At 33.9% G+C, this 26,870-nt stretch carries 27 protein-coding genes and 1 tRNA gene; 18 read left to right on the top strand and 10 right to left on the bottom strand.

Features of this window, described 5'->3' with window-relative positions; translation table 11 throughout:
• Positions 1 to 198 precede the first annotated feature (198 nt).
• A complete protein-coding gene (locus ACFOUY_RS11115; protein WP_378960679.1) occupies positions 199 to 1,065 on the top strand; it encodes a DUF808 domain-containing protein in 867 nt (288 codons plus the stop codon).
• Positions 1,066 to 1,080: 15 nt separating this feature from the next.
• Here the strand turns inward: ACFOUY_RS11115 and ACFOUY_RS11110 are convergent, their stop codons facing one another.
• On the bottom strand, positions 1,081 to 2,871 hold the full coding sequence (locus ACFOUY_RS11110) for an FUSC family membrane protein (protein WP_378960678.1): 1,791 nt from the start codon (positions 2,869 to 2,871) through the stop codon (positions 1,081 to 1,083).
• 1 nt (position 2,872) lies between these two features.
• Between ACFOUY_RS11110 and ACFOUY_RS11105 the strand changes: the two genes are divergently transcribed.
• From ACFOUY_RS11105 to ACFOUY_RS11080, 6 genes are all read left to right on the top strand, one after another.
• Complete coding sequence (locus ACFOUY_RS11105; protein WP_378960677.1) at positions 2,873 to 3,085, top strand: hypothetical protein; 213 nt, start codon at positions 2,873 to 2,875, stop codon at positions 3,083 to 3,085.
• Between the two features lie 206 nt (positions 3,086 to 3,291).
• A complete protein-coding gene (locus tag ACFOUY_RS11100) occupies positions 3,292 to 5,130 on the top strand; it encodes an AsmA family protein (protein ID WP_378960675.1) in 1,839 nt (612 codons plus the stop codon).
• Complete coding sequence (locus tag ACFOUY_RS11095; protein WP_378960673.1) at positions 5,057 to 7,051, top strand: hypothetical protein; 1,995 nt, start codon at positions 5,057 to 5,059, stop codon at positions 7,049 to 7,051. The genes ACFOUY_RS11100 and ACFOUY_RS11095 overlap by 74 nt, the downstream gene beginning before the upstream one ends.
• A gap of 27 nt (positions 7,052 to 7,078) precedes the next feature.
• On the top strand, positions 7,079 to 8,458 hold the full coding sequence (locus ACFOUY_RS11090; protein ID WP_378960672.1) for a phosphatase PAP2 family protein: 1,380 nt from the start codon (positions 7,079 to 7,081) through the stop codon (positions 8,456 to 8,458).
• Between the two features lie 146 nt (positions 8,459 to 8,604).
• Entirely contained in the window at positions 8,605 to 8,874 is a 270-nt protein-coding gene (locus ACFOUY_RS11085; protein WP_378960670.1) for a hypothetical protein, read from the top strand.
• Positions 8,875 to 9,052: 178 nt separating this feature from the next.
• Positions 9,053 to 9,124, top strand: a tRNA-Arg gene (locus ACFOUY_RS11080).
• A gap of 68 nt (positions 9,125 to 9,192) precedes the next feature.
• Here the strand turns inward: ACFOUY_RS11080 and ACFOUY_RS11075 are convergent.
• Positions 9,193 to 10,149 (bottom strand): hypothetical protein, encoded by a 957-nt coding sequence (locus tag ACFOUY_RS11075; RefSeq protein WP_378960668.1) that lies wholly within the window; start codon positions 10,147 to 10,149, stop codon positions 9,193 to 9,195.
• Positions 10,150 to 10,436: 287 nt separating this feature from the next.
• Here ACFOUY_RS11075 and mgtE point away from each other — a divergent pair, with 287 nt between their 5' ends.
• The gene (gene mgtE / locus ACFOUY_RS11070) at positions 10,437 to 11,813 is read left to right on the top strand and encodes a magnesium transporter (protein WP_378960667.1); all 1,377 of its coding nucleotides are present in this window, start codon (positions 10,437 to 10,439) and stop codon (positions 11,811 to 11,813) included.
• 9 nt (positions 11,814 to 11,822) lie between these two features.
• Positions 11,823 to 12,434: an HAD hydrolase-like protein gene (locus ACFOUY_RS11065; protein ID WP_378960665.1), complete on the top strand. Its 612-nt coding sequence runs from the start codon at positions 11,823 to 11,825 to the stop codon at positions 12,432 to 12,434.
• A gap of 277 nt (positions 12,435 to 12,711) precedes the next feature.
• Here the strand turns inward: ACFOUY_RS11065 and ychF are convergent, their stop codons facing one another.
• On the bottom strand, positions 12,712 to 13,806 hold the full coding sequence (gene ychF / locus ACFOUY_RS11060) for a redox-regulated ATPase YchF (protein WP_378960664.1): 1,095 nt from the start codon (positions 13,804 to 13,806) through the stop codon (positions 12,712 to 12,714).
• Positions 13,807 to 14,003: 197 nt separating this feature from the next.
• Between ychF and ACFOUY_RS11055 the strand changes: the two genes are divergently transcribed.
• Positions 14,004 to 14,465: a DUF5362 family protein gene (locus tag ACFOUY_RS11055; protein WP_378960663.1), complete on the top strand. Its 462-nt coding sequence runs from the start codon at positions 14,004 to 14,006 to the stop codon at positions 14,463 to 14,465.
• Here the strand turns inward: ACFOUY_RS11055 and ACFOUY_RS11050 are convergent, their stop codons facing one another.
• From ACFOUY_RS11050 to ACFOUY_RS11040, 3 genes are all read right to left on the bottom strand, one after another.
• Complete coding sequence (locus ACFOUY_RS11050; protein ID WP_378960662.1) at positions 14,466 to 15,380, bottom strand: serine hydrolase; 915 nt, start codon at positions 15,378 to 15,380, stop codon at positions 14,466 to 14,468.
• A 212-nt stretch (positions 15,381 to 15,592) separates the two neighbouring features.
• Entirely contained in the window at positions 15,593 to 15,916 is a 324-nt protein-coding gene (locus ACFOUY_RS11045; protein ID WP_378960661.1) for a DUF3276 family protein, read from the bottom strand.
• A gap of 78 nt (positions 15,917 to 15,994) precedes the next feature.
• Entirely contained in the window at positions 15,995 to 17,785 is a 1,791-nt protein-coding gene (locus tag ACFOUY_RS11040) for an ABC transporter ATP-binding protein (protein WP_378960659.1), read from the bottom strand.
• 108 nt (positions 17,786 to 17,893) lie between these two features.
• Between ACFOUY_RS11040 and ACFOUY_RS11035 the strand changes: the two genes are divergently transcribed.
• The 8 genes from ACFOUY_RS11035 (at position 17,894) to ACFOUY_RS11000 (ending at position 23,710) form a co-directional block, all read left to right on the top strand.
• Positions 17,894 to 18,982: a Glu/Leu/Phe/Val family dehydrogenase gene (locus ACFOUY_RS11035; RefSeq protein ID WP_344764500.1), complete on the top strand. Its 1,089-nt coding sequence runs from the start codon at positions 17,894 to 17,896 to the stop codon at positions 18,980 to 18,982.
• A gap of 44 nt (positions 18,983 to 19,026) precedes the next feature.
• On the top strand, positions 19,027 to 19,977 hold the full coding sequence (nusB, locus tag ACFOUY_RS11030) for a transcription antitermination factor NusB (RefSeq protein WP_378960657.1): 951 nt from the start codon (positions 19,027 to 19,029) through the stop codon (positions 19,975 to 19,977).
• 1 nt (position 19,978) lies between these two features.
• Positions 19,979 to 20,425, top strand: a complete 447-nt coding sequence (locus ACFOUY_RS11025; protein WP_378960655.1) for a DUF1573 domain-containing protein — start codon at positions 19,979 to 19,981, stop codon at positions 20,423 to 20,425.
• A 28-nt stretch (positions 20,426 to 20,453) separates the two neighbouring features.
• A complete protein-coding gene (gene yajC / locus ACFOUY_RS11020; RefSeq protein WP_378960653.1) occupies positions 20,454 to 20,771 on the top strand; it encodes a preprotein translocase subunit YajC in 318 nt (105 codons plus the stop codon).
• A gap of 119 nt (positions 20,772 to 20,890) precedes the next feature.
• A complete protein-coding gene (locus ACFOUY_RS11015; RefSeq protein WP_378960652.1) occupies positions 20,891 to 21,838 on the top strand; it encodes a CdaR family protein in 948 nt (315 codons plus the stop codon).
• Positions 21,838 to 22,440: a dephospho-CoA kinase gene (gene coaE, locus ACFOUY_RS11010; RefSeq protein WP_378960650.1), complete on the top strand. Its 603-nt coding sequence runs from the start codon at positions 21,838 to 21,840 to the stop codon at positions 22,438 to 22,440. The genes ACFOUY_RS11015 and coaE overlap by 1 nt, the downstream gene beginning before the upstream one ends.
• Before the next feature lie 91 nt (positions 22,441 to 22,531).
• On the top strand, positions 22,532 to 23,473 hold the full coding sequence (locus ACFOUY_RS11005; RefSeq protein ID WP_378960649.1) for an MBL fold metallo-hydrolase: 942 nt from the start codon (positions 22,532 to 22,534) through the stop codon (positions 23,471 to 23,473).
• A 93-nt stretch (positions 23,474 to 23,566) separates the two neighbouring features.
• Positions 23,567 to 23,710 (top strand): DUF5522 domain-containing protein, encoded by a 144-nt coding sequence (locus tag ACFOUY_RS11000; RefSeq protein ID WP_158526271.1) that lies wholly within the window; start codon positions 23,567 to 23,569, stop codon positions 23,708 to 23,710.
• A 14-nt stretch (positions 23,711 to 23,724) separates the two neighbouring features.
• Here ACFOUY_RS11000 and ACFOUY_RS10995 read toward each other — a convergent pair whose 3' ends face one another.
• The 4 genes from ACFOUY_RS10995 to ACFOUY_RS10980 form a co-directional block, all read right to left on the bottom strand.
• Entirely contained in the window at positions 23,725 to 24,333 is a 609-nt protein-coding gene (locus ACFOUY_RS10995) for a Uma2 family endonuclease (RefSeq protein ID WP_378960647.1), read from the bottom strand.
• 93 nt (positions 24,334 to 24,426) lie between these two features.
• Positions 24,427 to 25,146: a ZIP family metal transporter gene (locus tag ACFOUY_RS10990; protein WP_378960645.1), complete on the bottom strand. Its 720-nt coding sequence runs from the start codon at positions 25,144 to 25,146 to the stop codon at positions 24,427 to 24,429.
• 3 nt (positions 25,147 to 25,149) lie between these two features.
• Positions 25,150 to 25,713 carry a phosphatase PAP2 family protein gene (locus ACFOUY_RS10985; RefSeq protein WP_378960644.1) on the bottom strand — a complete coding sequence of 188 codons (564 nt, stop codon included), beginning with the start codon at positions 25,711 to 25,713 and terminating at the stop codon, positions 25,150 to 25,152.
• A complete protein-coding gene (locus tag ACFOUY_RS10980) occupies positions 25,710 to 26,441 on the bottom strand; it encodes a class I SAM-dependent methyltransferase (RefSeq protein ID WP_378960642.1) in 732 nt (243 codons plus the stop codon). Before ACFOUY_RS10980 ends, ACFOUY_RS10985 begins: the two co-directional genes overlap by 4 nt.
• Between the last annotated feature and the right edge of the window lie 429 nt (positions 26,442 to 26,870).

Genomic DNA, 26,870 nt, shown 5'->3' with positions numbered 1-26,870 from the left:
GGAAATTTAGACTGAAATTCAAATATTGATAAACTTTTAAAGCGATTCTCCATAAAGCTAATTTACTAATTTTATTAGTATTCATCAAGTGCCTATTTCAATAAATTTTATTGTTCAGAAAACAATTAGTTTAATTATCTATTTTACTATAATTCAGAATCGAATTTATAGTTTTGCGAACAAATTAATTAGATAAGTATGGCTTCAGGTTTTTTTGCGATTTTAGATGATATAGCGGCGTTAATGGATGATGTTGCAGTGACGGCAAAAATAGCAACAAAAAAAACTGCTGGCATATTGGGCGATGATTTAGCAGTCAATGCCGAAAAAGCTACTGGTTTTCTATCCTCTAGAGAACTACCTGTACTTTGGGCGATTACCAAGGGCTCTTTAATTAACAAAATAATTATCGTTCCTGTTGCTTTATTGTTAAATGTGTTTTTCCCGATAGCAATTAAATTTATTTTAATTCTTGGCGGACTTTACCTGGCGTATGAAGGCGTTGAAAAAATAGTAGAATATCTCTTCCATCGGCATAAAACAGCTGCTGAGGTCGTAAAAACTAAGGAAGAAGGCACAGGTGATGCCGAAAAAACAAAAGTGAAATCAGCAATTACAACTGATTTTATTTTATCGGTAGAAATAGTAATTATTGCTTTGGGAACTGTTTTAGATAAAAGTTTATCCTTGCAGATTATAACGGTTTCTGTTGTTGCGCTATTAGCTACAATTGGCGTTTATGGTATAGTTGCATTAATTGTTAGAATGGATGATGCTGGCTATAAAATGATTAAGCAAACAAATGATAAAGGTTTATTCTCAAAAATAGGGCACTTATTAGTAAAATCACTTCCCATTATTATCAGAATTTTAAGTGTTGTTGGTACAATTGCTTTGATTATGGTATCGGGCGGAATCTTTGTTCACAATATTGATTACCTACATCATTTATTTCCACAGATAACGCCAATAATTAAAGAATTTGGGATAGGGTTGATTGCTGGATTAATCGTTGTAGCCCTTGTAACCATTGTTAAAAAGATAATATCGGCATTTAAGAAGTGATTAAAATCCCTTTCATCAGGTAAAATTCTGTTTTAATTTATTAACCAGTTTTGATAATAATGGTACTGATTCATCATCAGCATTAAAACTTTTATTTATAGAAGTAATATTTAAATTTCTACTTTTCAGTTTGCAATAATCCAAATCTTCCAAAACACCTGATTTTAAATAACCATCATTTATGGCAGAATCATTAGATGAAGATATTCCGGCAATATGCCCGTTAATTTGATAACAAAGCGCCTGGATCCTTAAAAGTCCGTTCATATCTAAAGAGCTAGATTGCGGTTCTTTTTTCAGCGATTCTAGCGCCTCTGTAAAACTTGCAAACTTTAAATAGCTAACTTTTCGGGCAAGTCTTATTTGATGTAAATTGGCGTCTCCATTTTTAAAACTTAAAACCCTAAAAAGATAATCGCGGTTGGCACTAATTGTTTCTGAGATTAACATTTTAATCCTTGGCGCCTCCCAAATTGGGAAAATATAGGCAGCAACGTAAGAAAGTCCGCAACCCATAAGGGTAAAAATAAGTCTATCACCAATTAATAATAGTGGGCTACCATGGTAAATATTTAAGCAAAGTATAACCATAACGGTAATACAGAAAACACTGAAAAGATATTTTATACGATTAAAAGCAAAGAAGCCCAATAACGATAAAATGGATAGAATGAGTTGAAGCCAAATGGAAAGTGATAACTGCAATAATATAAAACTGACCACAAGACCAATAATAGTACCCTTAAGCCTTTCTGAATTTCTTTTTCTGGTTAGGCCAAAACTTGGTCGATTAACTATCATTATGGTTAATAAAAACCAGTAAGTGTAATGCTGTTCAGGTATCCAATAGTTGATACACATAGCAATCAGACTTAAAATTGATAGGCGAAGTGCAAATCGAAAAACGGGAGCGTGTATCGAAAACTGACTCTTAATATCCTTAATATTTAATGGTTGTTGTTTCGAAAGAAAGTCTAAATATTCTACCTTTTTAATATCGTTTGTGTACTTTATTTCGATATCAGAATCGATATTTTTAATCAAATTAGCAATTGACTGAATGTTTACAGCAACTTTTTCGGGCAAGGGAAGGGTGCTTATATCTGCCAGTTTAAAAAGCTGTTTAAGGTCTTGTTCAAATTTATCTCCAAGTATTTGATTTTTTGGCAAATTCTTACCAAGGAAACGGCTACTGCATTTATATAGTGCAATTGATAACATTTTAATTAAACTTTGAACAAGCTTTAGGGCCTCGATTTTTTTTAATTCTCCTTGCAAAAGCTCATAATCCTGATGAATGGCTGTTACTTGTTCATAGAGGTCGATAACATCTTGGCCAATGGCTAATAATCGATTACCTTTTTGGTTTCCCTTACTCATTGTTCGCTTATCGCCAATAAGCAAATCTCTCATTAATTCTTGTTTGCTATTAAGCTTTAAATGAAGTAGAATGTTTTGATTGTCAAAGTCGTCAGGTTTTAGTGATTCATCGTAAGCTTTTGCCCTTAATGCTAGGAGCGATGCTGTACCTGTTAAACATTCGTATATCGCATGATGAATTGAGCGATATGGCCAAATCCAAACCTGTAGAAGACTGATTAAATAGTACCATAATCCACCTATTAAAATATTTATACTAAAAGCAATCGGGTTAGTTGGACGTAAGCCAAGAATGAAAATGGCTAAAACGGTACTTGTCAGACCAATTAATACCATTCTAAATCCAAAAATTGCAAACATCGAAAAAATAAATGTCAGAATTACGACTGCAAGCCCAAGTGCGATAGGATTATTTAATGTTACCAAAATGATGGTAGAGGAAATTATAAAAAATAAAATACTCAGCCAGGCTGTTCTAAATTTATTTCCGCTATTACCTGGTAAATCAGTTAAACTAATTATTAATGCACCGACTCCAATACTTATAGCTCTGCTTTTATCGCCAAGAAAAAAGAATAGAAAAACTGGAAATACAATTGTTAAAGTATTTCGAAGTGCATCAGTAAAGTACTCACTGTAAAACCAGCGAAATAGAAATCTTCTGATTTTTAAGGAAATATGATTTATAGGAATGATAATCAGTTAGAATTTATATGCTACAAAGCTAGTTCAATTTTCCTTTAAAAAGTTTCTAGTTAAAAGAATAAAATGTATTTTTTTTTATGTTTCTAATGATTATCTTAGTATTACAGTTTTTATACTGAAATCATCTCACCAATATTTTAAATGAAGCTCTCGCCAAAACAAAAAAAATGGGGAAAGAGATTGTTGATTTTTTTAGCGATCAGGGTGGTGCTTGGTGGTATTTTATTCTATATTATAGATTATCGCTTTAAGGATATTATACAAATTGCGCTTAAAGAAAAATCTAACGACAAATATGTATTCGATTGTAGAGATATAGATGTTTCTATCTTTAAAAAAAATCTGTTCATCAGAGACGCTGTAATTTCCAGAAGAGATACCGTAAATACTGACGTTCATTATACCTTTAAAATCAAAACCCTACATTTCAAAATTAAATCTTTTTCCGATCTTATTTTTCATCAACGTGTATCGGTAGATAGTTTATCAGTTATTTCACCAATTTTTGCTGCGCATGAACATAAAAAAAGGATAGAAAAAATTAATTTTCAGCCAGATAAAATTGATGTGATTATTCACAATATCCTAAAGCACTTAAGGGTAGGTGCATTTAGTATTGTAAATGCAAATTATAAGTTTAGTAGTAAATTAGGTGGTCACCTAATGGATATAGGAAAAGTAAACCTTACGATTAGAAATTTTTCTGATTCGTTGAAGATGGAGCAAAACCTTTTTTCATCAGAAGATATTGAATTAGTTGTTGGTAAACAGCAAATAATTTTACCTGATGGTCGTCATGTTTTGGCCTTCAATCGATTTTATTTTTCAGGTAAGAAAAAATATGCTGAAATAGACTCATTCAAGGTGCAGGAAAATGAACATAACGGGAAAACCATTCACAGGTTAATTGCCGATAAAGTTAGGTTTAAAGCATCGAGTTTGCCCATGCTTTTCCAAAAGGATGAGCTTATTGTAGACAGTATATTTTTTATCAATCCAGTGGTACAACTAGGCCATATTCGCCACAAAAACACCCCGGTTAGCCAAACTAAAAGCCTGCTAAAGTCTTTAAAATTTAGGTATGTAAAAATAGATAATGGTAGTGTTTTACATCCGATAGATTCGTTAAATTCCACTACTTACAACTCCAAAAAAATCGATTTGTCACTTTATAATTTAAATTATAAACCAGGTAAAATAAAATCGTTAAATGTAGATAGTGTTAAGTTAGCCCTGAAAAAGTTTATTTTTATAGCTAAAGATGGCAAATCGCAATTAGAGGCTGATGAACTTGGGATATATAAGGACGAGTTGCTACTAAAAGGTGCCAAATTTTCTCCGACTCATTCAAATCTCAATCACAATCTAACTTTTTATACGCCAGCCTTATCTTTAAGCAAAATAAACATTGCAGATCTGATAGCTAATAAACTTTCTGCTTACCAGGCGACCTTAAAAAAACCATTTATATCGATATTAAATAATTCATCAAATCAAGTAAAAGGGAGTTCAAAGAAGCCTCTTCCGAAATTATTTGATGCACTACGTAGCATAAAAGATTTGATTTCTGTTGAAGAATTTAAAATTGATGACGGAACATTAGCCATGCGCTCTGGCAAGAATTTGAATTCTCGTTTACGAATTGATCATTTGGATGCGAAAATTTTTGCCAATAATTTTTTAAATAGTGATACATCTATTGAAATCAAGCATGCTATACCCCAAATGAGTTTTAAACAATTGGCTTATCATTCGCCAAAACTAACGCTAAAGTTAAAAGATTATGAATTTAAAGGTAAAGTAAGACATAACAATGCATCTTCTGCTTTATTAAAAATGAAGAATGGCACATCTGTAGAAGCATCCAAATTGTTTTGGGAATGGCTTGACTGGGATATACTACAAAATGAAAAAAAAATTATTTATAGATTCGTTAAGCATTGGATCGTTAAAAGTAAATACACCAAATCAGCTTCATAAACATTCGAAAAAGGGCGTGTTGCCTAAAATAAATGTTCAAAGTTTGTACGTTAAGCAATTTTGGTTAAATAACGAAAATTTGCAGGCGCCAATAAGGCTTATTGGTAAAAATGTTTTGGCTAGAGGATTTAAAACAGAACATGAAAGGTTTAAATGGATGTATTTTGGAGGTAGCTTTAGAGATTTTCAACTTTCTAAGCCGGGTCTGTTTATAACCTCTAAAAAGATTGAACTCAATTTGGCAGGTAATAGTAGTGTAGAAGATATCAGTGTTCTTCAACATCAAAATGGCGATAGCATAAACGCAAGGATTCCTCTGATTAGTATTAAAAGCTTAATAAAATCTTCTGATTTAGAAGATGCCAGTATTAGTAATTTAACAATTCAAGAGCCTAAAATTTACGTTAATAAATCTCATGACAGCGCTAAAATTAAACTGCATCATAATGCATTTAATTTTTCGCATGAACTGGCTGTTCATGGCGTTCGGATTGCAAATGGTAGTTTTATGATTAACAATGCCATTAAGGCTGATACATTTTTCATAAATTCTAAATTTGATGTAGATGTGAATCTTGTTCGCCTAAAAAAAGATGGATGGTTTGAACTGAATAATACAACACTAGCTTTTAAAGATATGGGGCTGGTAAAAAGAGGGCTTTTTACGAATGCTGCTGCGGTTAATTTTAAGTTTAACGATATTAAATTTAATTTTAAAAATCGCCAGATAGATGTTCTGAACGGATGGAATGTTCATTCATCAGCACTTTATCTAAATAAAGATAGTCTATCAGTTTCTGCTACTGAGATGTTGATCAAAGGAGGTAAGGCAGATTTCAGCCATCAATTTGGTCAACAGTTTGAATTGGAGAAGTTAATTAGAAATGTTTCTCTAAGCTCGAGCGGCATCTATTTTAAAAATAAAACAATTACAGCTGATATAAAAAGTGCAGAATTACATCCAGAGCTTAATAAGATAGCTCTAAAGCAAATACAAATCAAGCCAGTTTTATCTCAAGAGCAATTACGTGTTTCTAAACCTTGGCAATCCGATTATATCGAGGCGAAAGTAGGTAGTGTAAATTTTTACAAAATTGAAATCGCAAAAATATTATCAAAGAAAAATATTGAGCTTCCTCTAATTACAATTGATAGTTTTTCGCTATTTACCAGCAGAGATAAACGTATGCCGGAGCGGTTTTTAATTGAGAAATTAATGCCTTCAAAATTACTTGCAAGCGTAAAAAAACCTTTTCATATTGGTAAAATAAATCTAACAAATGGTAGTGTCGATGTTCATGAGATTGCGTTTAAAACAGGGCATGAAGGCGTTATTGAGTTAAGAGATATCAATACAAATCTTTTTAATTTAAGCAACAGCTATGGAAACGGTGATAGTCTTGTTTTAGTAGGAAAAGCTATGCTTTTTGGTAAAAATGAACTACAAGTAAACTATAGAGAATCCTATTTAGATTCTCTATCTAGCTTTAAAATGGATATGCAACTTGCTCCTATGCAATTACCTATTCTAAATCAGGTAAGTACTCCTTTAGCTAGTCTGAAAATAAATAGTGGAAACAGTGATAAACTTATCGCCAATTGGATCGGTAATAAATATTATGCTACTGGCAATTTAATACTTCCATATAAAAATTTAAGCGTTGCCTTGGTTGATAATAAAAACCCTAATCGCAAATCTTTTGGGTTATTTTTAGAAAACAGCATCTTAAATCTTTTTATTAAGCATAAAAATAATCAACCTGCAAGTATTTTCTTCGAACGAAACAGAAATAAGTTTGTGTTTAATTACTGGATTAAAACGGCTCTTTCGGGCTTTGCATCTGCCGTTGGCCTAAATCATATAAATGCTAAAAAGAACAAAAACAGAATGAATATCAAATATCAGTTGCCTGCAGATTAATAATGTTATATAATAAAAACGTATCACATGAAATTCAACCTAAAACTAACTATTAGCTCATTATCATTACTAAATATAATAATATTCGAAGCTAGCTCACAAAATATTATTCCGGTAGATAGTTTAACAATGAAGCGCAATTTTTGGAATTCAAAACCTGTTCGTGTATCTGTTGTTCCAGCCATTCTACTTGCTGGTAGTGCAGCAACATGGGGGGCAAGAAAAGAAGTTCGCAGTTTCAGAAACCGATATTTGCCAACATTTCGTTACCATTATGATGATTATTTGCAATACGCACCTGTAGTAGCAGTATTGGGACTAAATGCAGCTGGTGTTAAAGGAAAAAATAAAATGGGTAGGGCATTGGTGTCATATGCTTTCTCTGCAGCTATAATGGGTACAGTTGTTAATACCGTAAAATATATGGCTAAAGTAGAGCGGCCTGATGGAAGTAGTAGAAATTCTTTTCCATCAGGACATACCGCAAATTCTTTTATGAATGCTACTTTCCTACATAAAGAATACGGGCAGTTCCGATCGCCGCTGTATAGTATTGGAGCATATACAGCCGCAACTGCGACTGCAGTTGGGAGAGAATTGAATAATCGACATTGGATTTCTGATGTGCTTGCAGGAGCAGGAATTGGTATACTTTCTACCGAAGTAGGGTATATTATTGCCGATAAAATTTTTAAAGAGCGTGGAGCACATATTAAACTTGCTAATAACCCAGTGCCAATACAACTAAAACCTAGTTTTATAGAGATGAGGTTAGGCTATGCCCAGGCATTAGGAAAAGATTTAACAGATAAATCGCAAGATCTTTTTGCTAAGGGAGGCTTTAATTTGGGATTAGAAGGTGCTTATTTTTTCAGCAAAAACCTTGGGGTTGGTGGAGAATTTGCATTTAGTAGTTTTCCAGTGAATGACGATAATCTCAAATTTAACGATCCTGATATTCCAACAGTTGCAGAAAGCCACTACACTCAGCCAATGGGGATTCGGTATCTACACGTTGGGCCATACTTTAGTTTGCCTTTAGCCAGTAATTGGTTTATTACCGGAAAATTAGGAGGAGGCTCTTCTACGGGTGCTCAGGGCGATATCATTCTTAGAATTCGCGAAGATTATCAAGAAATTTTCCAAACCAACGAACTTCCATATTTCAGATATAAACCTAAGAGTGCTTTCAGCTGGTCGGCAGGTTTAGGTATTCAAAAACAAATTAAAAGGAATATCGGAATTAAGGCTTATGCAAGTTATTTCGATTCGGACAATGACTTTAGATTTGAAATTATTGATCAGATTGCCGCAAACGGAACATATCTCTTTAAAGATTATGGGGCAGAAAAGGTAAGGTTTGATAACATCTCATTTGGCATAGGACTTACTGCATTTTTGTGGTAAATGTAGGTTAACAACAAATATTTAAACCAGTTTTTAAAATATAACCGCTAAAAATTATTTTTAATCATAATTTGATTGGTTAAAATGGATAGAAAGCCTATTGTTGAATAGCTTTAATATTATAAACATCTTTTATAGAAATAATTATGAAATTCAGAAAATTAACAACGCATAAGATTGCAGGTGCAACTATGCTAGTCTTGTTGGCTTCAGCTCTAATCACTTCGTGTAGCAAAAAGGAAAATGAAAATGTGTGTGTTGCTTGCACAGCAAGTGTATCGCAAGGTTCGGGCAATGCAGGGAATGTAACAACAAGCTCGATGGAAAATTGTGGAACAGAAGCAGATGTTGCTACAGCAGAAGCAAATTTCCGTGCTCAAAACGCTGGTTCCACTATCAATTGTAACAGAAAGTAGGTTGACTTTTAATTTTAATCAGTTTGGTTGAGATAGGTCCAAAAACCTTTAGGCTTCTGGATCTATCGTAATTAGCTGTATCCGATAGCGATTTACATTTTACTTCAGTATTGTTCTTACAATAATTCCGTGTTTAAGTGCAATATATCCTGTAAACTTCTATATTTGCAACCTCATTGTTCCCATAGTTCAATGGATAGAATTGTGGTTTCCGGTACCACCGATGTGGGTTCGAATCCCGCTGGGAACACCCTGAATTACCACTTTCTGTTTAGAGAGTGGTAATTTTCTTTTGCAAAGTAGTTGTGTTTGACTTTTTTATTTTCTATCGTTTAATATTAACGAAAGCTTAGTCATTCTGATATTGAGCAACCTTATTTCTGTACTTAATTCATTCAAAAGGCTAATTCTGGTACTAAGTTCATCTTGAGTATAAGTGCCTCCCTGTCCAAATAATACTTTCTCTTGTTTTTTATCCATTCCTGACAATTCCAGTTTAGACCAACGATTACGAATGCGCTGCAGATCTGATATACTATTTGCAGATTGGTCAATTTTGGATGTAAGCATTGTCCAGATAAAATCAGGCAGATATTTTCTGTCGCCAGGCGTATTCCATATTTCGCCCAATAGATTTCTTTCGTGCAAAAATTCTACTTTCTTTTTATTATTTGTTAAAACAGCTACTCCTAGTGCGGCCGAAAGAGCAGAACCTGCAATAACTACGGCATTTTGAGGATTTTGATTCTTGATTACTAAAGGTGCCAAGCCCGTAACTGCCCCCGAAAATATTGCAGCTATGGTTAGGTTATTGTTTCTTTTCGTGCCTAAAGATGCAAGGTAATCACGTATTCGGGTAGCCCTAACGGCCTCACAATCCAGTTCTCCCGTAATTTCGCCTATTATATCTCTAGCCAACATTAATTTTTGGTTAACATCCATTAGTGCCTCTGTTTTATTTTCCTTATTAAGATTAACGGTGCTGCTTTCACTTATCGATAATTTTATAAGAGGTTCAATTAAACCAATAGATTGAATTAACTCGCTATTCTCGATTCCTATTCTCCGCAGTAAATCTGGGTTTATTTTATCTAGTTCTTTAATAGAAGTTTTTGAGGGATTAATTTCAGATTGTATGGGTATGGCGCAATAATCATTTGTAAGCATTTTGTTTGCTTTCTTTTGGTCGATATTTAGCACACAGCCAGTTAAGTATATATTGCATACTATAAAACTAATGATAGTATAAAGACGTTTTGATAAATGCTTTTTCATCTTTTTAAAAACTAAAGTTGTTCTTCTAAATTTAGCAATATGTTAGGTAACATTGACAAATTTTTATGATACCGCTAATTCCTGCAAAATCTACTATCTTATTCGTTTTGAGGAGAATTAAAGAATTATTAGCAGAAATAAGTTGCGAAAACTAAAAAAACATAGTCTTTGTTTTACTTAAAATTAATGAACGGTTAATGCCAAAATTGGCTTTTCTAAAAATAAAAACGCACCTTTGCGAACCGCTTATAGAGATTTAGGAATGTAGCAAAATTATTTAGTCGTTTATGGAAGAATTGGTTGTAGAAGAGATTCAGGAACTGCTTGAGAAGGAGGATGATAAGGCATTAAAGCGATATCTTGATGAACTAAACATCTCAGATGTAGAAGAACTAATAGATGAACTTCCGCAATATGCAGCCAAATTTATCGAAACGATTTCCTTAAATCGTGCTGTAAACGTTTTTCGTATTCTTGATTTTCCAACCCAAGAACGTATCATAAAAAAACTTTCTGGTAACAAGTTAAATCAAATTATTAAAGATTTGCCTCCAGATGACCGTACGGCACTTTTTAGTGAGTTGAAAGGCGATGTGGTAAAGAAAATGATTACGCTTTTACCGCCAGAAGAACGTAAAGAATCGCTTGCACTTTTAGGTTACAAAGAAGATAGTATAGGTCGTTTAATGACGCCCGATTATATCGCTGTAAAGCCCGAATGGTCTATTTCTCATGTTTTAAGGCACATCAGGCGGTATGGTAAAAATTCGGAAACCATCGATGTTGTTTATGTAATTGATAAAGATGGTGTACTGCTGGATGATATCCGGATTCGGGAGGTTTTATTAGCCGACCCTGAGGCAATTATTGGCGAACTAACGGATAAACGTTTCATCGCTTTAAAAGCCAACGACCCACAAGAAGATGCTATCAGTATTTTCAGAATGAATAATCGTGTGGCTTTGCCAGTGGTTGATGAAAATAATGTTCTTTTAGGGATTGTAACCGTTGATGATATTCTTTGGATTGCCAATGAAGAATATACAGAAGATATGCACAAAATTGGTGGCACAGCCGCTTTGGATGAACCTTATTTAGATACCTCGATTTTTAACCTTGTAAGAAAGCGTGTTGGTTGGCTGGCAATTTTAATGCTTGGCGAAATGCTTACCGCTACCGCGATGGGTTTTTTCGAGGGTCAAATTCATAAAGCTACTGTGTTGGCATTATTTATTCCATTGATTATTTCTTGTGGAGGAAATAGTGGCTCGCAGGCATCTACACTAATTATTCAGGCTATGGCTCTAGGCGAGGTTACTATTAAAGATTGGTGGCGGGTGATGAATAGAGAGCTCACTTCAGGTTTTTTATTGGGTTTTTGTTTGGGCGTGATAGGATTTATGAGGATTTTTTTCTGGCATCTGGCATGGCCAAATACTTATGGAGAGCATTGGTTGTTAATCGCTTTTACCATAAGTGTTTCATTGGTTTTTGTTGTACTTTGGGGATCGCTGAGTGGCTCTATGCTACCAATTTTACTTAAAAAATTAGGTGCCGACCCTGCAACTTCTTCCGCTCCATTTGTAGCAACATTGGTTGATGTAACAGGTCTTATTATTTATTTTAGTTTTGCTGTTTTATTTTTAAAAGGCGTTTTACTTTAAATTTAAATTATGAAGAAAATTACAACACTTTTTACTGATATTGGTGGTGTTTTATTAACCAATGGATGGGATAGAAAGGCAAGAGGCGAAGCTTCTGTTTTATTTAATCTCGATTCTGTTGATTTAGAAGAACGCCATCACCTTACTTTTGATACTTACGAAGTTGGTAAGCTGACATTAGATGAATACCTCGAAAGAATTGTTTTTTTCGAAGAACGGAGTTTTTCTTACGATGATTTTAAAGAATTTATGTTCTCCAAATCATTGCCTTATCCAGAGATGATCCAATTGATTTGCGAATTAAAGAAGAAATATAATCTTAAAGTTGCTGTAATCAGTAACGAGGGAAGAGAATTAAATCAATATCGAATTAACACCTTTAAGTTAAACGAGTTTGTTGATTTTTTTGTGTCATCTAGTTTTGTTCACTTTCGCAAACCCGATGCCGATATATTTAAGGTTGCCATAGATATTTCGCAAAGCGATGTTGAAACCAGTTTGTATATAGACGATAGAATGCTTTTTGTACAAGTTGCAGAAGGTTTAGGTTTAAAAGGCATTTACCACACAACTTACGAAGATACTAAAGCACAATTGGCTGCTTATGGATTGGAAGTTTAGGTTTATTGTGTCGAATTTAATTGTTTGCCATATGTTTTTTGGAAAGCAAAACCAACACATTTATTAAAGATTGTTCCCGCTTTCCCTTCTGCCATGAAAAATGGCATCCGTACAATCGGGTTTAAAAACAGAGGAAGATGCAGTTGTGTTAGTTTTCCTATCTGGAATAGATGGATTCCGTGTTTGATGGCTAAACAATAACTCACAAAAAGAGCCGCCTTTTTCAGGCAGCTCTCATATTCTTTATGCTTTTAAATCCCCTTTAGGAGGTTGGGTTTTAAACGTTAAATCTGAAGTGCATAATATCACCATCTTCAACTATGTAAGTTTTACCTTCAACACCAAGTTTACCAGCTTCTTTACAAGCATTTTCTGAGCCTAAGGTTACAAAATCGATATATTTAATTACCTCAGCACGAATAAAGCCCTTTTCAAAATCAGTGTGGATCACTCCAGCAGCTTGTGGAGCTGTAAAACCTTTAGTAATTGTCCATGCTCTAACTTCTTGTACACCTGCAGTAAAATAAGTGTAAAGGTTTAATAATTTATAAGCAGCACGAATTAATTTATTTACACCAGATTCATCTAAGCCTAAATCAGCTAAAAATTCCTGGCGCTCTTCATAACTTTCCAATTCAGCAATTTCTGATTCAATTTTTGCAGAAATAACCAAAACTTCAGCCTTTTCATCAGCTACATTTGCCTTCACAAAATCAACATATTTGTTTCCGGTAACAACCGATGCTTCATCAACATTACAAACATACATTACAGGTTTTTGAGTAAGTAAACCTAAATCTTCAATAAAATCGAAATCATCTTGCTCCAAATTGGTTGTACGAATAGATTTACCACTTTCTAAATGTGCCTTAACAACAGTTAAAATTTCAAAAGTGCGTTTTGCATCTTTGTCCGTTTTAGCCATTTTTTCTACCTTCTGAATACGTTTCTCAACTGTATCCAAATCTTTAAGTTGTAACTCCGTATCAATAATTTCTTTATCGCGAATTGGGTCTACAGAACCATCTACGTGGATAACATTTCCATCATCAAAGCAGCGCAAAACATGTATAATTGCATTTGTTGCACGAATATTTCCTAAAAACTGGTTACCTAAACCTTCACCTTTCGATGCACCTTTAACTAAGCCAGCAATATCTACAATCTCTATTGTATTCGGCTGAACTTTATTTGGTTTAACCAATTCTGCAAGTTTTGTTAATCTTTCATCAGGTACTGTAATTACGCCAATATTGGGCTCTATAGTACAAAAAGGAAAGTTTGCTGCTTGCGCTTTTGCATTTGATAAACAGTTAAAAAGTGTCGATTTACCCACATTTGGTAAGCCAACTATACCACATTGTAATGCCATTTATAATTATCTTGATTTACGATTTACGATTTACGATTTCACCTTTCACCTTTCACCTTTCACCTTTCACCTTTCACCTTTCACCTTTCACCTTTTTCAGGCGGCAAAGATAAGCTTTTAAAACTTTTAATTAAAGGCTGTAATTTGTAGCAGATAGATATTTTATCTAAGTTTAACGAAAATTACAGATTATCACCATGGAAGAGTTAGAACAGCAAGTGCCAGCAGAAGTAAAATTGATAGTTACCGAAGAAATGAGGAGCTACATTTATGAAACAACTAAATGGGCCAGATTCTTATCAATTATTGGTTTTATTTTATCAGCATTTTTAATTATTGGCTCTTTCGGCATTGGTGCCGCAATTAGCGCAAATCCTAGTATGCTTGCTCAATTAGGGCCGTTAGCTGGTGCTGGTGGAATCGCCATTACAATATTTTATCTTGTCCTTGCTTTGATGTATTTCTATCCAAGTTTATTACTTTTTAGATTTTCTAATAAGGGTAAGCAAGGTGTATTATTTGGCGATCAGGAAAGTTTAAACGATGCGATGTTGAACATAAAATCGTTGTTTAAATTTTGGGGAATATTTACCATTGTAATTATGATTTTATATTTCTTGTTTGTTATGCTGTTCGCAGCAAACATGGCCATAAAATAATTATTTGAAATATTTTTGCATGCCTTCTGGTTGTTCCCATCCAAAATTTGGCTCGTAATAATTCCACAAAAGATTACTAAGGTTTCGAATCATAGTCCAGCCTTCGTTGCTATAATTCCATGAAATATCTTTTTGGTTTTTTGTAGTGATACAAAAAACATAATCGCCATGCGGTGCATTTACCAACAAAACTTCAGAACGGGAAGCATCTACAGCGCCAGATTTTGAAGCAACTTGCACCGTTGGCGGGATTTGAGAAAGTGCTTCTGTGTCCCAATAAATACGAATTAAGTTTCGATAAATTCTTTCAGATGCAGCAGAACTAATCATCTTTCCATCTCTGATTAGCGTTAACAAAGTAGCCATTTCTTTAGGCGTGGTTTGTCCCCATCCATATTTTTGTTGATTTTCTCTTCTGCCTGGAGTTCGGGAGTTAACTCTGGTATTTTTTAATCCGTTGTTTGCCATAACTTCATTTATGGCGGTTCCAGTTCCAGCTAAAAGTTGTGACCATAAACTTGCCGTATTATCGCTTGTCGTTATCATCAACATTAAAACTTTACTTAAAGCGATTTTTTCGCTGTCTTTAAAAGAACCTAAAATATCTTCGCCGGCATATAACAAGCTATCGCAATACATTAATGTTGCGTGATAACCTAATTCACCTTTTTCAATTTTATTAAAAACGCCACAAGTTATCGGTACTTTAATCATACTTGCTGTTGGAAAAATGGTATCAGCATTAATAGAAGCAACTTTACCAGTTTTTAAATTCTTTACGTAAATGCCAACATCACCATTAAAACCTTTCACTAAATCATTTAATTTTTGCTGAAGTTTTTTATCCGTTTTTTCTTGAGCAGATAAACAAATTGTAAGGGAAATTAATAGTAAAGAGGAAATAATTTTTTTCATCCATTTAAATTTTGTTTTCATTTGCGATGAAGTTGCCATGGTTTTTCACTAGTTTTTATTGTATTCTGGTGTTCAAGAGCTCGCAAGCTCGGTTCATTCCACTGTGTGATTTTGAAAATCATGGCGGTTTCATATTGAGGTATTTTTGAATCGAATTTAAGCAAAAAAAAGTCCTGATTTTCATCGGGACTTTATATTGAAATTGTATTTACTTAAAAAGAAAAATCGTCGCTTGCTTTTGCACTGTGCTCTCCATTTTCAGAATATTCATAGCGTTTCTCAACAACATCCTGATGAGTTTTAATATATTCAACAGTTTCTGTAAGGCCTTCTGCAAATTTTTCGAAATCTTCTTTATATAAAAAGATTTTATGTTTTACGAAAACACCGTCTTCTAATCTTTTCTTGCTCTCGGTAACTGTTAAATAATAATCACCTGAACGAGTAGCCTTCACGTCGAAAAAATAAGTTCTTTTGCCTGCTCTTACTTTCTTTGAAAAAACTTCTTCTCTCTCTTTGTTGTCGAATTCTCCCATGGTTGGTATTGATGTTGGTTTTTGGTTTCGGTAAATATAAAGCAAATATTTAAAGTTCAAAATAGAATTTAACACAAATTAACTACTTTGGCTTTCTTCTTCCAAAAGTTGGTTGTTATAAAGCTCGGTATAGCTCCCGTTTAAGCTAAGTAATTCATTATGTGTGCCTTGTTCAATGATCTTTCCATCATCAAGTACCAGAATTTTATCAGCATTTTTAATAGTTGATATACGGTGAGCGATTAAAATGCTGGTCTTGCCATTCATGATTTTGCCGAGGTTTTGCAGAATTTCCTCTTCCGTTTTAGTATCAACAGCAGAAAGACAATCATCGAATATTAATATTTTAGGCGATTTAATTAATGCTCTGGCTATAGAAACACGTTGTTTTTGCCCACCAGAAAGTGTAATTCCACGTTCTCCAAGCATAGTTTCAAATTTTTCTTCGAAATCGATTATATTGTTGTAAACCGATGCATTTTTTGCTGCATCGTAAACTTCATCATCAGTAACAGTATCTAAGCCAAATGCGATATTGTTTTTAATTGTATCAGAAAATAGAAAAACTTCTTGCGGTACAAAACCAATTTGCCCACGATAATCTTTTAAGTTTAAAGATTTTAAATCCTGCCCATCAATATTAATAGAACCATTTTCTACATCATACATTCGCATAATCAAATTAGCTAATGTCGATTTTCCGGAGCCAGTTTTACCAATAATAGCAACAAATTCGCCGCTTCTGATATCGAAACTCACATTTTTTAAAGCTTGTATGCCAGTATCAGCGTAGGTAAAACTTACATTATTGAAGCTCAAATTGCCATTTAAGATTCGCTCTTCTTTGTTATTAGATTGAATATCGGAAGGAATATCTAAAAATTCGTTAATTCTTTTTTGTGATGCAGCTGCACGTTGAATAAGCGAAGTTACCCAACCCAACATAGTCACCGGAAAGGTAAGTTGATTGATGTATATAATAAATTCTGCGATATTGCCTGCAGTTATGCTTCCATTCATAACCTGTACGCCGCCAATATAAATGGTCAAAATGGTACTTAAACCAATTAATAAAAGCATTGTAGGGTAAAATAAGGCTGAAACCTTTACCAAACTCATCGAATCTTTTTTATACTCATTGCTCTGAATTTCGAACATGGTACGGGTGTAATCCTCTCTTACATAGGATTTTATGATTCTGATTCCCGAAAAACGTTCTTGAACGAAACTCGAAAGTTCTGATAATCTTTCCTGAATTTTACCGCTTTTTTTGAAAATTAAAGTATTTACGTAGTAAATAATAATTACTAAAAAGGGGAGTGGCAAAAGACAATAAATGGCGAGTTTAGAATTTACATCAAACATCGACCAAATAATTAATACCGATAAAACAAAGGTATTTATGGTGTACATTATGGCCGGGCCAACATACATTCTAACGCGATTTACGTCTTCGGTAGCCCTGTTCATTAAATCGCCAGTATTGTTTTTGCGGTAAAAACCTAAACTTAGTTTTTGGTAATGTTGGTAGATATCATTCTTCATATCGAACTCAATGTGTCTCGACATTAAAATAATAGTTTGCCTCATAAAAAATAGAAATAACCCTCTCAGTAAGTATAAAGCTATGATTAGCAAACCAAAAAATAACAAAGTTTGACTAAAAATATCATAGATAACTTGCTGGCGGTTAAACCCATCAAACAAGCTATAAACCTGGATATTTTCTGTAATTAAATCTACCGCATAACCGATAACCTGGGCAGGTACAACACCAAAAATATTAGATATTACTACGAAAATACTTCCGGGAATAATCCACCATTTATATTTTAAGAAGTATTTATTTAATCGACTTAGGTGTTTCATACTGTACAAACTTAGCCAAAGCGCAACAATTTTTGTTATAGTTTAGTTAAAATCATGTAATAATGGTTTTTTATTTTAATTTTGCAGCAGGTTTACCGAACGTTCATTATGCCAGCAAATTTTTCGTCAGATTCATCCATTTTAGAGCAATTGAGTGCTTACGGGCATAAAAAGTTGGTTTTCTGTAATGATCCAGACTCTGGTTTGAAAGCAATTATCGCAATTCACGATACCACTTTAGGGCCAGCTTTGGGCGGAACACGCATGTGGAGCTACGTTACTGAGGCAGAAGCCCTGGAAGATGCTTTGCGTTTATCTCGTGGGATGACCTACAAATCGGCTATAACAGGTTTAAATCTGGGTGGCGGAAAAGGTGTTATCATTGGCGATTCTAGAAAAGATAAAACAGAAAGTTTAATGCGCAGCTATGGTAGGTTTATTAAAAATCTTAATGGCGAATTTATAACTGCTGAGGAAATGGGAACCAATACGCGTGATATGGAATATATCCGCATGGAAACCAACCATGTTACTGGTGTGCCAGAATCAATTGGTGGTGCCGGAAATCCTGCTCCATTTACAGCTCAAGGCGTTTATTTAGGCATTAAAGCTAGTGTTAAAGAAGTTTTTGGAACAGATATGCTTGCTGGCAGAACAGTTGTTGTACAGGGTATTGGTAACGTGGGCGAGCATTTGGTGGCTTTATTAAGAAAGGAAAATGCCGAAGTTCTAATTAGCGATATAAACCAGGAACAACTAACGTACGTTGCTCGTAAATATAAAGCTAAACCTATAGAAGCAGATAGAATTTTTGGTATTGATGCTGATGTTTATGCACCTTGTGCAATGGGCGCAACGGTTAATAATAAAACTATAGAGCGTATGAATTTTGCAATTATTGCAGGTTCAGCAAATAATCAGTTAAAGGATGAAGTTTTAGACAGCGAATTATTGCTGAAAAAAGGAATATTATTTGCTCCAGATTACTTAATTAATGCTGGTGGATTAATTTCTTGTTATTCTGAACTAACTGGTTTCGGTAAAAAACGTACTGTTCAGCTTACCGAAAATATTTATGATGCAACCAGAAATGTAATTAAACTAAGCAAAGCTGAAAAAATACCAACAAATATTGCCGCAAATCGTATTGCAGAAAAACGAATTGCAGATATCAAAAAAATTAAATCAACATATTAAATATTTATTAACCGGTTTTACAAACCACACTCGTTCTTACATTCATGTTAAATAGAAGGCACTTAAGAATTAAAGCTTTGCAAAATATTTTTGCTTGGCAAATGGCAGACAAAAAAGACATTAAAGGTGATTTAAAAACTTTAATGCAAAGTATCGATAGTGTGTACGAAATGTACATCTGGATGCTTTCGTTAATGGTCGAAGTTACTGAGTTTACAGCCAACGATGCTGCAGAGCGTGCAAATAAGCACTTAAAAACTGCAGAGGATATGAATCCGAACATGAAATTGTTGCACAACAAGTTTAGTGTATTAATGCAGCAAAACCCTGAATACGTTTCAGCGGTAAAAAAATACAAGGTAGATTGGGGCTTCGATCCTGAAATCCGTAAAACAGTATACAACTCTTTAAAAGCATCAAAAGAATATGCTGAATATCTTGCAGATCCAAACGAAAGTTTAGAATCATCGAAAGATATTATCAAATACATCTTCAGAAAAATTATTCTTAAAAACCAAGCTATTATTCAGGTTTTTGAAGAGAAATTTATAAACTGGCAAGTTGATCATGAAGTGATGAAAGGAATGGTTGCAAAAACGCTTAAAAACTTTACGTCTGATGATCCCTTTAAAAATAAATTAACGGAAATCAGTGCTGATTGGATTGAAGACAGCAAATTTGTGCAGGATTTATTTGTTCATACTTTACAAAATGATGTAAAATATCAGGAAATGATTGCAGAACGTACTAAAAATTGGGAATCCGAGCGTATTGCATTAATGGATACTATATTAATGAAAATGGCGATTTGCGAATTGCTTAATTTCCCTTCAATCCCTGTAAAAGTTACTATCAACGAGTATTTAGAGTTGTCAAAAGATTACAGTACACCGAAAAGTAATTCATTTATAAACGGTATTTTAGACAAAATTTTAGGCGATCTTAAGAAAACTAATACGATTAAAAAACTTGGTCGCGGATTAATTGAAGAATAAAATGAGAAAAATATTCATCCTTTTTGTAGCAGGTTTATCTTTCACTGCGTGTCGTAATGCTAACAATAGTGCTACAGCAAATTCAACTGTTTCTGTAGGAAATACGGCCTCGGCGGTTGCACCAGCTAATGCAGCTGTTATTACTTTTGAACGCGATATTTTCGACTTTGAAAAAATTACTGAAGGTGAAAGTGTAACCCATGAGTTTAAGTTCAAAAATACAGGTAAAAGTCCTTTAATTGTTTCTAATGCAACTGCAACTTGCGGTTGTACTATTCCCGAAACACCTAAAGAACCAATATTGCCAGGGAAAGAAGCTGTAATTAAAGTAGTTTTTAATAGTACAGGAAAAATGGGAATGCAGGATAAAGTTGTAACGATCACATCAAACGCTAATCCGAATATAAGTACAGTTCACTTAGTTGGCGAAGTGCTTGCAAAGAAGTAAAAAATTAAACAAGACAAATAAATAAGAAATGACATCAACAGTAATTTTACAAGCAGCAGGTGGTGGTATGTTAGGTACAATTGTACCAATGGTATTAATCATGGTAGTTTTCTACTTTTTTATGATTCGCCCGCAAGTTAAAAAGGCAAAAGATCATAAAAAATTAGTTGCAGAATTAGGTAAAGGCGATAAAGTAATTACAACTGCAGGTATTCATGGCAAAATTATCGATATGAACGATACAACATTTGTAATCGAATCTGAATTTGGAGCTAAGCTACGTTTCGATAAATCGGCAGTTTCTTTAGATGCAACAAAAGCTGCAACTGCGCCAGCAAAAGCATAAAGGAATTAAATATCATAAAGAGCAGTCCCGAAAACTTTCGGGACTGTTTTTGTTTTATTACATTTGGATTAATAGTGTTTTGGATTAATTTTTCTTTTCAAAACCATTTTATATTTATTATGCCCTTTATTAGATTAACAAAAATAGAGAGAAGACGCGTACTTAGCCTATTAGCCTGCTTGTTGTTGGCAATAGCTGCGTGGTTGTTTATGGCGCTTAATAATAAATATATTTATACTGCTAAAACGGTTATTATTTACAAGAATTTTCCTCAAAATAGGGCATTTCATCCACTACAGTCAGATACGGTAGACTTACAAGTTGAAGGAACAGGTTGGCAACTACTTTTTGCCAGATTAAGAATCAATCCACAATCTATTTGGGTGAGTTTGAGTAAATTAAGTAATCGCGAATTCATAGTTTTTTCTGATCAGCTATATAATGTAAATAAGCAGCTCGAAAGCACGCAAAAGGTAATTTCTATTAAACCAGATACCTTATACTTCGATTTTACAAAACGAACAGTAAAAAAGGTTAACATAAAGCTGATAGAAAAAGTGGAGTTTGTAAAACAGTATGGTATTGCAAGTCCAATAAAACTGAATCCTACATACGTTACAGTTACTGGCCCGATAGAAGAGCTAGCTAAGATTAGCGAGTGGCCAACAGATACCTTAAAGCTAAACAAGGTTCAAAATAGCACAACTGTACGTGTTGCTATTCAACATAGTACTCACAAAAATGTAAGTATTTTCCCGTCAAGTGTAGAAGTGAAATTACCTGTTGATGAATTTACTGAAAAAACGGTTGAAGTTCCTCTCAAAATTATAAATAACAGAAACTACAATAGCATAAGATTATACCCAAAAAAAGTCAAGGTTACTTTTCTGGTTGCTTTAAATTATTTTGAGCAGGTAGATGAGAGTTTTATAACCGCAACTGTTGATGCCGATGATTGGTTGAATTTACATCATAGCCAGTTTACAGTAAGGCTTACCGAATTTCCTGATTATTGTAAGCTGGTGAAAATCGTTCCCTCTAAAGTAGATTTTATAGTAGAAAAATAATGTATAAAGTTGGCATAACGGGTGGGATAGGAAGCGGGAAGACCACTGTCTGTAAAGTTTTTGAAGTATTAGGTATTCCTGTTTTTTACGCCGATACGGAAGCAAAAGATATCATGATGAAAGATAGCTTACTTATTGATGGAATTAAATCAACCTTTGGTGCAGCAAGTTATTTTGAGGATGGTAAGTTAAATAACAAACACATCGCAAGTATTGTATTTAACAATGAAGCTGAATTGACTAAGTTAAATGCTTTAGTTCATCCCGCTGTTTTTAGAGCTTTTGATGCTTGGGAAGAAACGATTTCTAGTAATGTTCCATATACCTTAAAAGAGGCTGCTCTATTATTTGAAAGTGGTTCTTATAAAATGTGCGATACTACTATTTTAGTAACCGCCCCATTAGAAACAAAACTTAAAAGAGTAATGCAACGTGATGGTGTTTCGGCAGAACAAGTAAAGGCCCGAATGGATAGACAGCTTAGTGATGAAGAGAAAGCTAAATTGGCTAGTCATTTTATCACTAATGATGAAGAACACTCTATTATCGAACAAGTTCTATGTTTACACCGACAATTTCTACTTGCTGCGAAATCAAATTAGTTGTTAAACACTTTGCTTTATTTTAACAAAACATAATGTTTTTATATTTCCAAAATCCTGTTTTATCCTCAAATCTTGTAAATTCTTATAAATGATTTTAGAAGATTTTATTACCGTTACACCAACAGGTTTACACTGCAGTTATGGCGATTTTTATTTAGATCCACAACAGCCGGTTAATGAAGCTGTTGTTTCTCATGCGCATGGCGACCACGCGATAGGCGGAAGTCAGAATGTATATTGCACGGCTGCTACGGAAACTTTTATGAAACATCGTTACCGTAAATTTGCAGCGGTCGATTTTCACAGTAAAACATATCACCAATCGTTTAAAATAAAAGAGGTTACCATAACTTTTTATTCAGCCGGACATATTTTAGGTTCTGCACAGGTTTTAATGGAATATAATGGTGTAAAATATCTTTACACTGGCGATTATAAAATTGAACCAGATGCTACATGCGAACCCTTTGAATTTGTGGAGGCTGATGTTTTAATTACAGAAAGCACATTTGCCAATCCAGATACTAAACATCCATCGCCAATAGATGAGATAAGAAAACTTAACGAAACAAGCTCTAATATTATGTTGGGTGCTTATGCATTAGGTAAAAGCCAGCGGATTATTCAATTGCTAAATGATTATTGCCCTACCAAAAATATTATGGTGCATCATAGTATTATGCCATTCGTAAAGATTTACGAAGATTACGGCGTGAAACTCGGCAACTATAAAATGTACGATAGAAAAGTAATGAAAAATAATCATGAAAAACAGGTTTACATCGTGCCGCCGATGGTTTTTCATAGTTACCATAAAGCGATAAATGTCGTGCGGGCTTTTGCATCCGGCTGGGTAAATCTGCAACAGCAAAACGGAATCTCACTTTACATTTCCGACCACGTAGATTGGGCTGCTATACTTGAAACGATAGAAAAGGTGAAACCAAAACAAGTGTGGACACTGCATGGCGATGGAAACCAGCTTAAGGAATATTTTAAGGATAAATTAGAAGTTAAAATACTTAACTAGAATAGAATTAGAGAATGATTGAGAGATTAGGCTAATTTCTACAGAAGTATCAAACCATTCAAAATTCACTCATTCAAAATTCAATCATTTAACATGAAAGAGGGCGAAGACTTTTATTTTAATGAAGATGGCTTTATGGTTTTTACCGAGGCTTATCATTTAAAACGTGGTTATTGCTGCAAAAATAAATGCAAGCATTGCCCATGGGGTTACGGAAAAAAGAAAGAGAAAAAGTAGGATATTAATTGCTATTATTTTGCTTTTGGGTCAAATTTAACGCGATTGTAAATCTCACTTAAAGCTACATCAATCTTTAACGAAACAAAACTCATAGTTTCAGTTATATCTTGATAATTTTTTAATACCCATTTATTTTTTTTATCGATAAAAAAAGCCTCAACAGATATTGATTCAGAATCAATCAAAATATATTCTTTTAGCGTTGGGATATCTTTATAAAGGTCAAATTTATGGCCTCTGTCATAATCCTTTGTTGATGGAGAAAGTATTTTGATGATTACTGTAGGTTCAATAAAACTTTCTTTATCAACATCACTTTGTTTAACCTCATCACAATAAATGGAAATATCTGGATATGTGAATAAACCATTTGCAATAATTTGCGTTCGCATATCACTACCAAATGGTATGCAGGGTTTCCCTTTCAAATTATTTCCAACCTGCAAGAATAAGTTGGAGAAAATCAAATTATGGTTTGTGCTTGCGCCAGACATTGAAAATATTTCCCCTTGAAAATACTCGTGCTTTTCTTGTGATGCTTTCTCCATCTCAAGGTATTCGGCTACAGTAAAATGTCTTTTTTTATATTCTACAGCGGGCTCATTTACAATTTCTTCCATACTGTAATTTACCGAAAATTTTTTAATTAAAAACTTAAATTGAGGCCAATACATCCGTTTGTAAAAACGGTTAATTGGAAACTGCCAACTGAGTTAGTGTCCTCCCGCAAAGAAACCAATCAAAGCCACACCAATTCCAAGTAAAACGGCAATCATTTTACGGGTGTTAATTTTGTGGTCGGCACTAGATTCGAATAAAATTGTGGTAGAAATATGTAAGAAAATACCAATTACAATGCCCATTATTTTATTGAAATAAGCCTCTACACCACCAATTGTACCATTGCTTAAGCCCAAGCTTACATAGAAGCCTAATGGTGCCATTATGGCAAATAAAATCAGATATAAAAATATGCTCTGCTTTTTGAAATGGTTTTGCATTAAAATGCTTGCCAGCGCAAATGCAGCAGGAATGTGGTGTAAAGCAATTCCGAAAATTAATTCATTGTGCTGGTCTTTGGCTAATGGCATTCCTTCTAAAAAAGCATGTAAGCAAAGGCTAATCATAATGCCAAAAGGAAAAACATTGCCATCGTGGTGTTTATGAATATGCCCATGTTCTACACCTTCCGAAAATTGCTCTAAAAATACCTGCAATAAAAATCCTACCAATATAAAAATGCCAATTTCGCCTTTATCCGGACCGCTATATGCATCGGGTATTAAGTGTAAAACTGTTATTGCAAAAAGGTAAGCACCACTAAAAGACAAGATGAGTTTCAGTAGTTTAGACTTATCGCTTTTAACCAAAAATATGGCCGCACCGCCTAAAAAGGCACAAAAAAAGAGTATGCATATTTTCCAGATTTCCATAGCTTAAAAATCAGGTTGTAATTTTTTAAATATTCTCGAACAGATAAAACCGATTAACGTTCCAAGTAGAGCACCAGTGCTCACATCAACAGGATAGTGTACGCCAACATAAACTTGTGCAAAGCTGATGATGAATGCCCAAAAAATGCCGATTGGCAAAATAGGTTTCCAGCGATTATAGAAAATGCAAATTAAAAATACAGCAATAGCGAAATGATTGGTTGCATGAGCTGATGGAAAACTTAATCCACTACCACATGGAACGCGGTGAATTATATCGTTTGCCAAGCTTAAATCGTTACAAGGGCGAACTCGTGAAACCAATGGTTTTACAACTCTTGATGCAATTAAATCGCCCATTGCAAAAGTAAAAAGCATCATTGCAATAATGTAATAACCTTGCTTTTTATATTGTTTTATGCAAAAAACTATGATAAAAATGTAAAGTGGCGACCAGAAAAACCGGTTACGCATTAATGGCATCAGCCAATCGAAAAAACCGTTCGAAAGTCCACGGTGGATTTTCAAAAACAGTTCTACATCAAATTGCTGTATGCTCTCTATCATGCTTTTTTGCAGATTAAAATAAGTCTGTCAGATGTACATTCATCGAAATCATCAAGCGAGTAACTTCCAAAAGTTTTTTCAATTACCATTCCTGCTTTGGCAAGCATTCGCTTAAAATCTTCGAAACTAAAAGCCTGTACGCGTTCCTCGAAATTGTATATTTTACCTTTGTCTTCGAAATTTATCTTTTTAATGATTTTGCCCTCAACCACATTTTTGGTGATATTGAATTTGATATTATCAAGGGATTTTGTTTCGCAATAATTTAAATTTCTAATAATTTTTTCTGTATTGAAGTAATCCAAAACTAAAATTCCATCTGCTTTTAAACATTTCCTGAAAGTTTTTAGTGCATTAACGTGGTCTTTTTCGGTGTCGAAATAACCAAAACTGGTAAAGAGGTTTAAGGCAATATCAAAATAGTTAATGTAAAATAAGCGACGCATATCGTGTACCAAAAAATGCAACTTATTATTTTCGAATTGTTTTGCGTATTTAATGCTTTGCTCTGATAAATCAATTCCGGTAATATCAAACCCCTTTTTGTTAAGGTAAATAGAATGCCGACCTTTTCCACAAGCAATATCAAGCATTTTAGCCTCTGGTGTTGGCTGTAGGAAATCTGTTAATTTATCGATAAAAAACTCGGCTTCGGCATCGTTTCTTTGTTGATAAAGAATATGATAATATGGCGAATTAAACCAATATTGAAACCATTTGCGCTGCATAGAAAGCCGTTTTGTATTGTAAAAAGATGCAAATATAAGATTTTAGCTTAGCATGAGAAGTGCTTGTATATTTTTATGCAACAATATTGCAAAATTAAAGGAAAGCGACCTATTACTATAAGAACAACTTATAAAAGTTAAAGCTCAAATAGATTTTTTATTTCATCAATATGTATTGCTTTTATTTAAAACCAACATTCCATAGGCAGTGTAAATGTGTTTCATAGCACTACAGTTTTACCCACCTAAACCCGACCAAAGTGAGAAAGCCCGCAATCCCGATTTTCATCGGGAGCGGACTTGAAGCGGGGGCGGGGCTGATGTCAATGTCATTAAGTTAAGTGTTTAAATATCTGATTACCAACTATTTGACTTGTTTTTATGGGTTTATTTTCTTATATTTAACTTATAACCAATTAGTTAATGTCA

It is taken from the genome of Pedobacter jamesrossensis, assembly GCF_042650905.1.
Taxonomy (GTDB): domain Bacteria; phylum Bacteroidota; class Bacteroidia; order Sphingobacteriales; family Sphingobacteriaceae; genus Pedobacter; species Pedobacter jamesrossensis.
This window is presented reverse-complemented; position numbering and strand designations above follow the sequence as displayed.

Excerpts from the sequence above, each read along its gene's own strand:
- nusB (WP_378960657.1), top strand. The coding sequence starts at position 19,027 with ATGTTAAATAGAAGGCACTTAAGAATTAAAGCTTTGCAAAATATTTTT.
- ACFOUY_RS11040 (WP_378960659.1), bottom strand. The coding sequence starts at position 17,785 with ATGAAACACCTAAGTCGATTAAATAAATACTTCTTAAAATATAAATGG.
- ACFOUY_RS10990 (WP_378960645.1), bottom strand. The coding sequence starts at position 25,146 with ATGGAAATCTGGAAAATATGCATACTCTTTTTTTGTGCCTTTTTAGGC.
- ACFOUY_RS11000 (WP_158526271.1), top strand. The coding sequence starts at position 23,567 with ATGAAAGAGGGCGAAGACTTTTATTTTAATGAAGATGGCTTTATGGTT.
- ACFOUY_RS10995 (WP_378960647.1), bottom strand. The coding sequence starts at position 24,333 with ATGGAAGAAATTGTAAATGAGCCCGCTGTAGAATATAAAAAAAGACAT.
- ACFOUY_RS11100 (WP_378960675.1), top strand. The coding sequence starts at position 3,292 with ATGAAGCTCTCGCCAAAACAAAAAAAATGGGGAAAGAGATTGTTGATT.
- ACFOUY_RS11055 (WP_378960663.1), top strand. The coding sequence starts at position 14,004 with ATGGAAGAGTTAGAACAGCAAGTGCCAGCAGAAGTAAAATTGATAGTT.
- ACFOUY_RS11035 (WP_344764500.1), top strand. The coding sequence starts at position 17,894 with ATGCCAGCAAATTTTTCGTCAGATTCATCCATTTTAGAGCAATTGAGT.
- ACFOUY_RS11075 (WP_378960668.1), bottom strand. The coding sequence starts at position 10,149 with ATGAAAAAGCATTTATCAAAACGTCTTTATACTATCATTAGTTTTATA.
- ACFOUY_RS11015 (WP_378960652.1), top strand. The coding sequence starts at position 20,891 with ATGCCCTTTATTAGATTAACAAAAATAGAGAGAAGACGCGTACTTAGC.
- ACFOUY_RS11025 (WP_378960655.1), top strand. The coding sequence starts at position 19,979 with ATGAGAAAAATATTCATCCTTTTTGTAGCAGGTTTATCTTTCACTGCG.
- ACFOUY_RS11005 (WP_378960649.1), top strand. The coding sequence starts at position 22,532 with ATGATTTTAGAAGATTTTATTACCGTTACACCAACAGGTTTACACTGC.
- ACFOUY_RS10980 (WP_378960642.1), bottom strand. The coding sequence starts at position 26,441 with ATGCAGCGCAAATGGTTTCAATATTGGTTTAATTCGCCATATTATCAT.
- ACFOUY_RS11090 (WP_378960672.1), top strand. The coding sequence starts at position 7,079 with ATGAAATTCAACCTAAAACTAACTATTAGCTCATTATCATTACTAAAT.
- ACFOUY_RS11095 (WP_378960673.1), top strand. The coding sequence starts at position 5,057 with ATGAAAAAAAAATTATTTATAGATTCGTTAAGCATTGGATCGTTAAAA.
- ACFOUY_RS11065 (WP_378960665.1), top strand. The coding sequence starts at position 11,823 with ATGAAGAAAATTACAACACTTTTTACTGATATTGGTGGTGTTTTATTA.
- mgtE (WP_378960667.1), top strand. The coding sequence starts at position 10,437 with ATGGAAGAATTGGTTGTAGAAGAGATTCAGGAACTGCTTGAGAAGGAG.
- coaE (WP_378960650.1), top strand. The coding sequence starts at position 21,838 with ATGTATAAAGTTGGCATAACGGGTGGGATAGGAAGCGGGAAGACCACT.
- yajC (WP_378960653.1), top strand. The coding sequence starts at position 20,454 with ATGACATCAACAGTAATTTTACAAGCAGCAGGTGGTGGTATGTTAGGT.
- ACFOUY_RS11045 (WP_378960661.1), bottom strand. The coding sequence starts at position 15,916 with ATGGGAGAATTCGACAACAAAGAGAGAGAAGAAGTTTTTTCAAAGAAA.
- ACFOUY_RS11115 (WP_378960679.1), top strand. The coding sequence starts at position 199 with ATGGCTTCAGGTTTTTTTGCGATTTTAGATGATATAGCGGCGTTAATG.
- ACFOUY_RS11085 (WP_378960670.1), top strand. The coding sequence starts at position 8,605 with ATGAAATTCAGAAAATTAACAACGCATAAGATTGCAGGTGCAACTATG.
- ACFOUY_RS11105 (WP_378960677.1), top strand. The coding sequence starts at position 2,873 with ATGATGGTAGAGGAAATTATAAAAAATAAAATACTCAGCCAGGCTGTT.
- ACFOUY_RS11050 (WP_378960662.1), bottom strand. The coding sequence starts at position 15,380 with ATGAAAAAAATTATTTCCTCTTTACTATTAATTTCCCTTACAATTTGT.
- ychF (WP_378960664.1), bottom strand. The coding sequence starts at position 13,806 with ATGGCATTACAATGTGGTATAGTTGGCTTACCAAATGTGGGTAAATCG.
- ACFOUY_RS10985 (WP_378960644.1), bottom strand. The coding sequence starts at position 25,713 with ATGATAGAGAGCATACAGCAATTTGATGTAGAACTGTTTTTGAAAATC.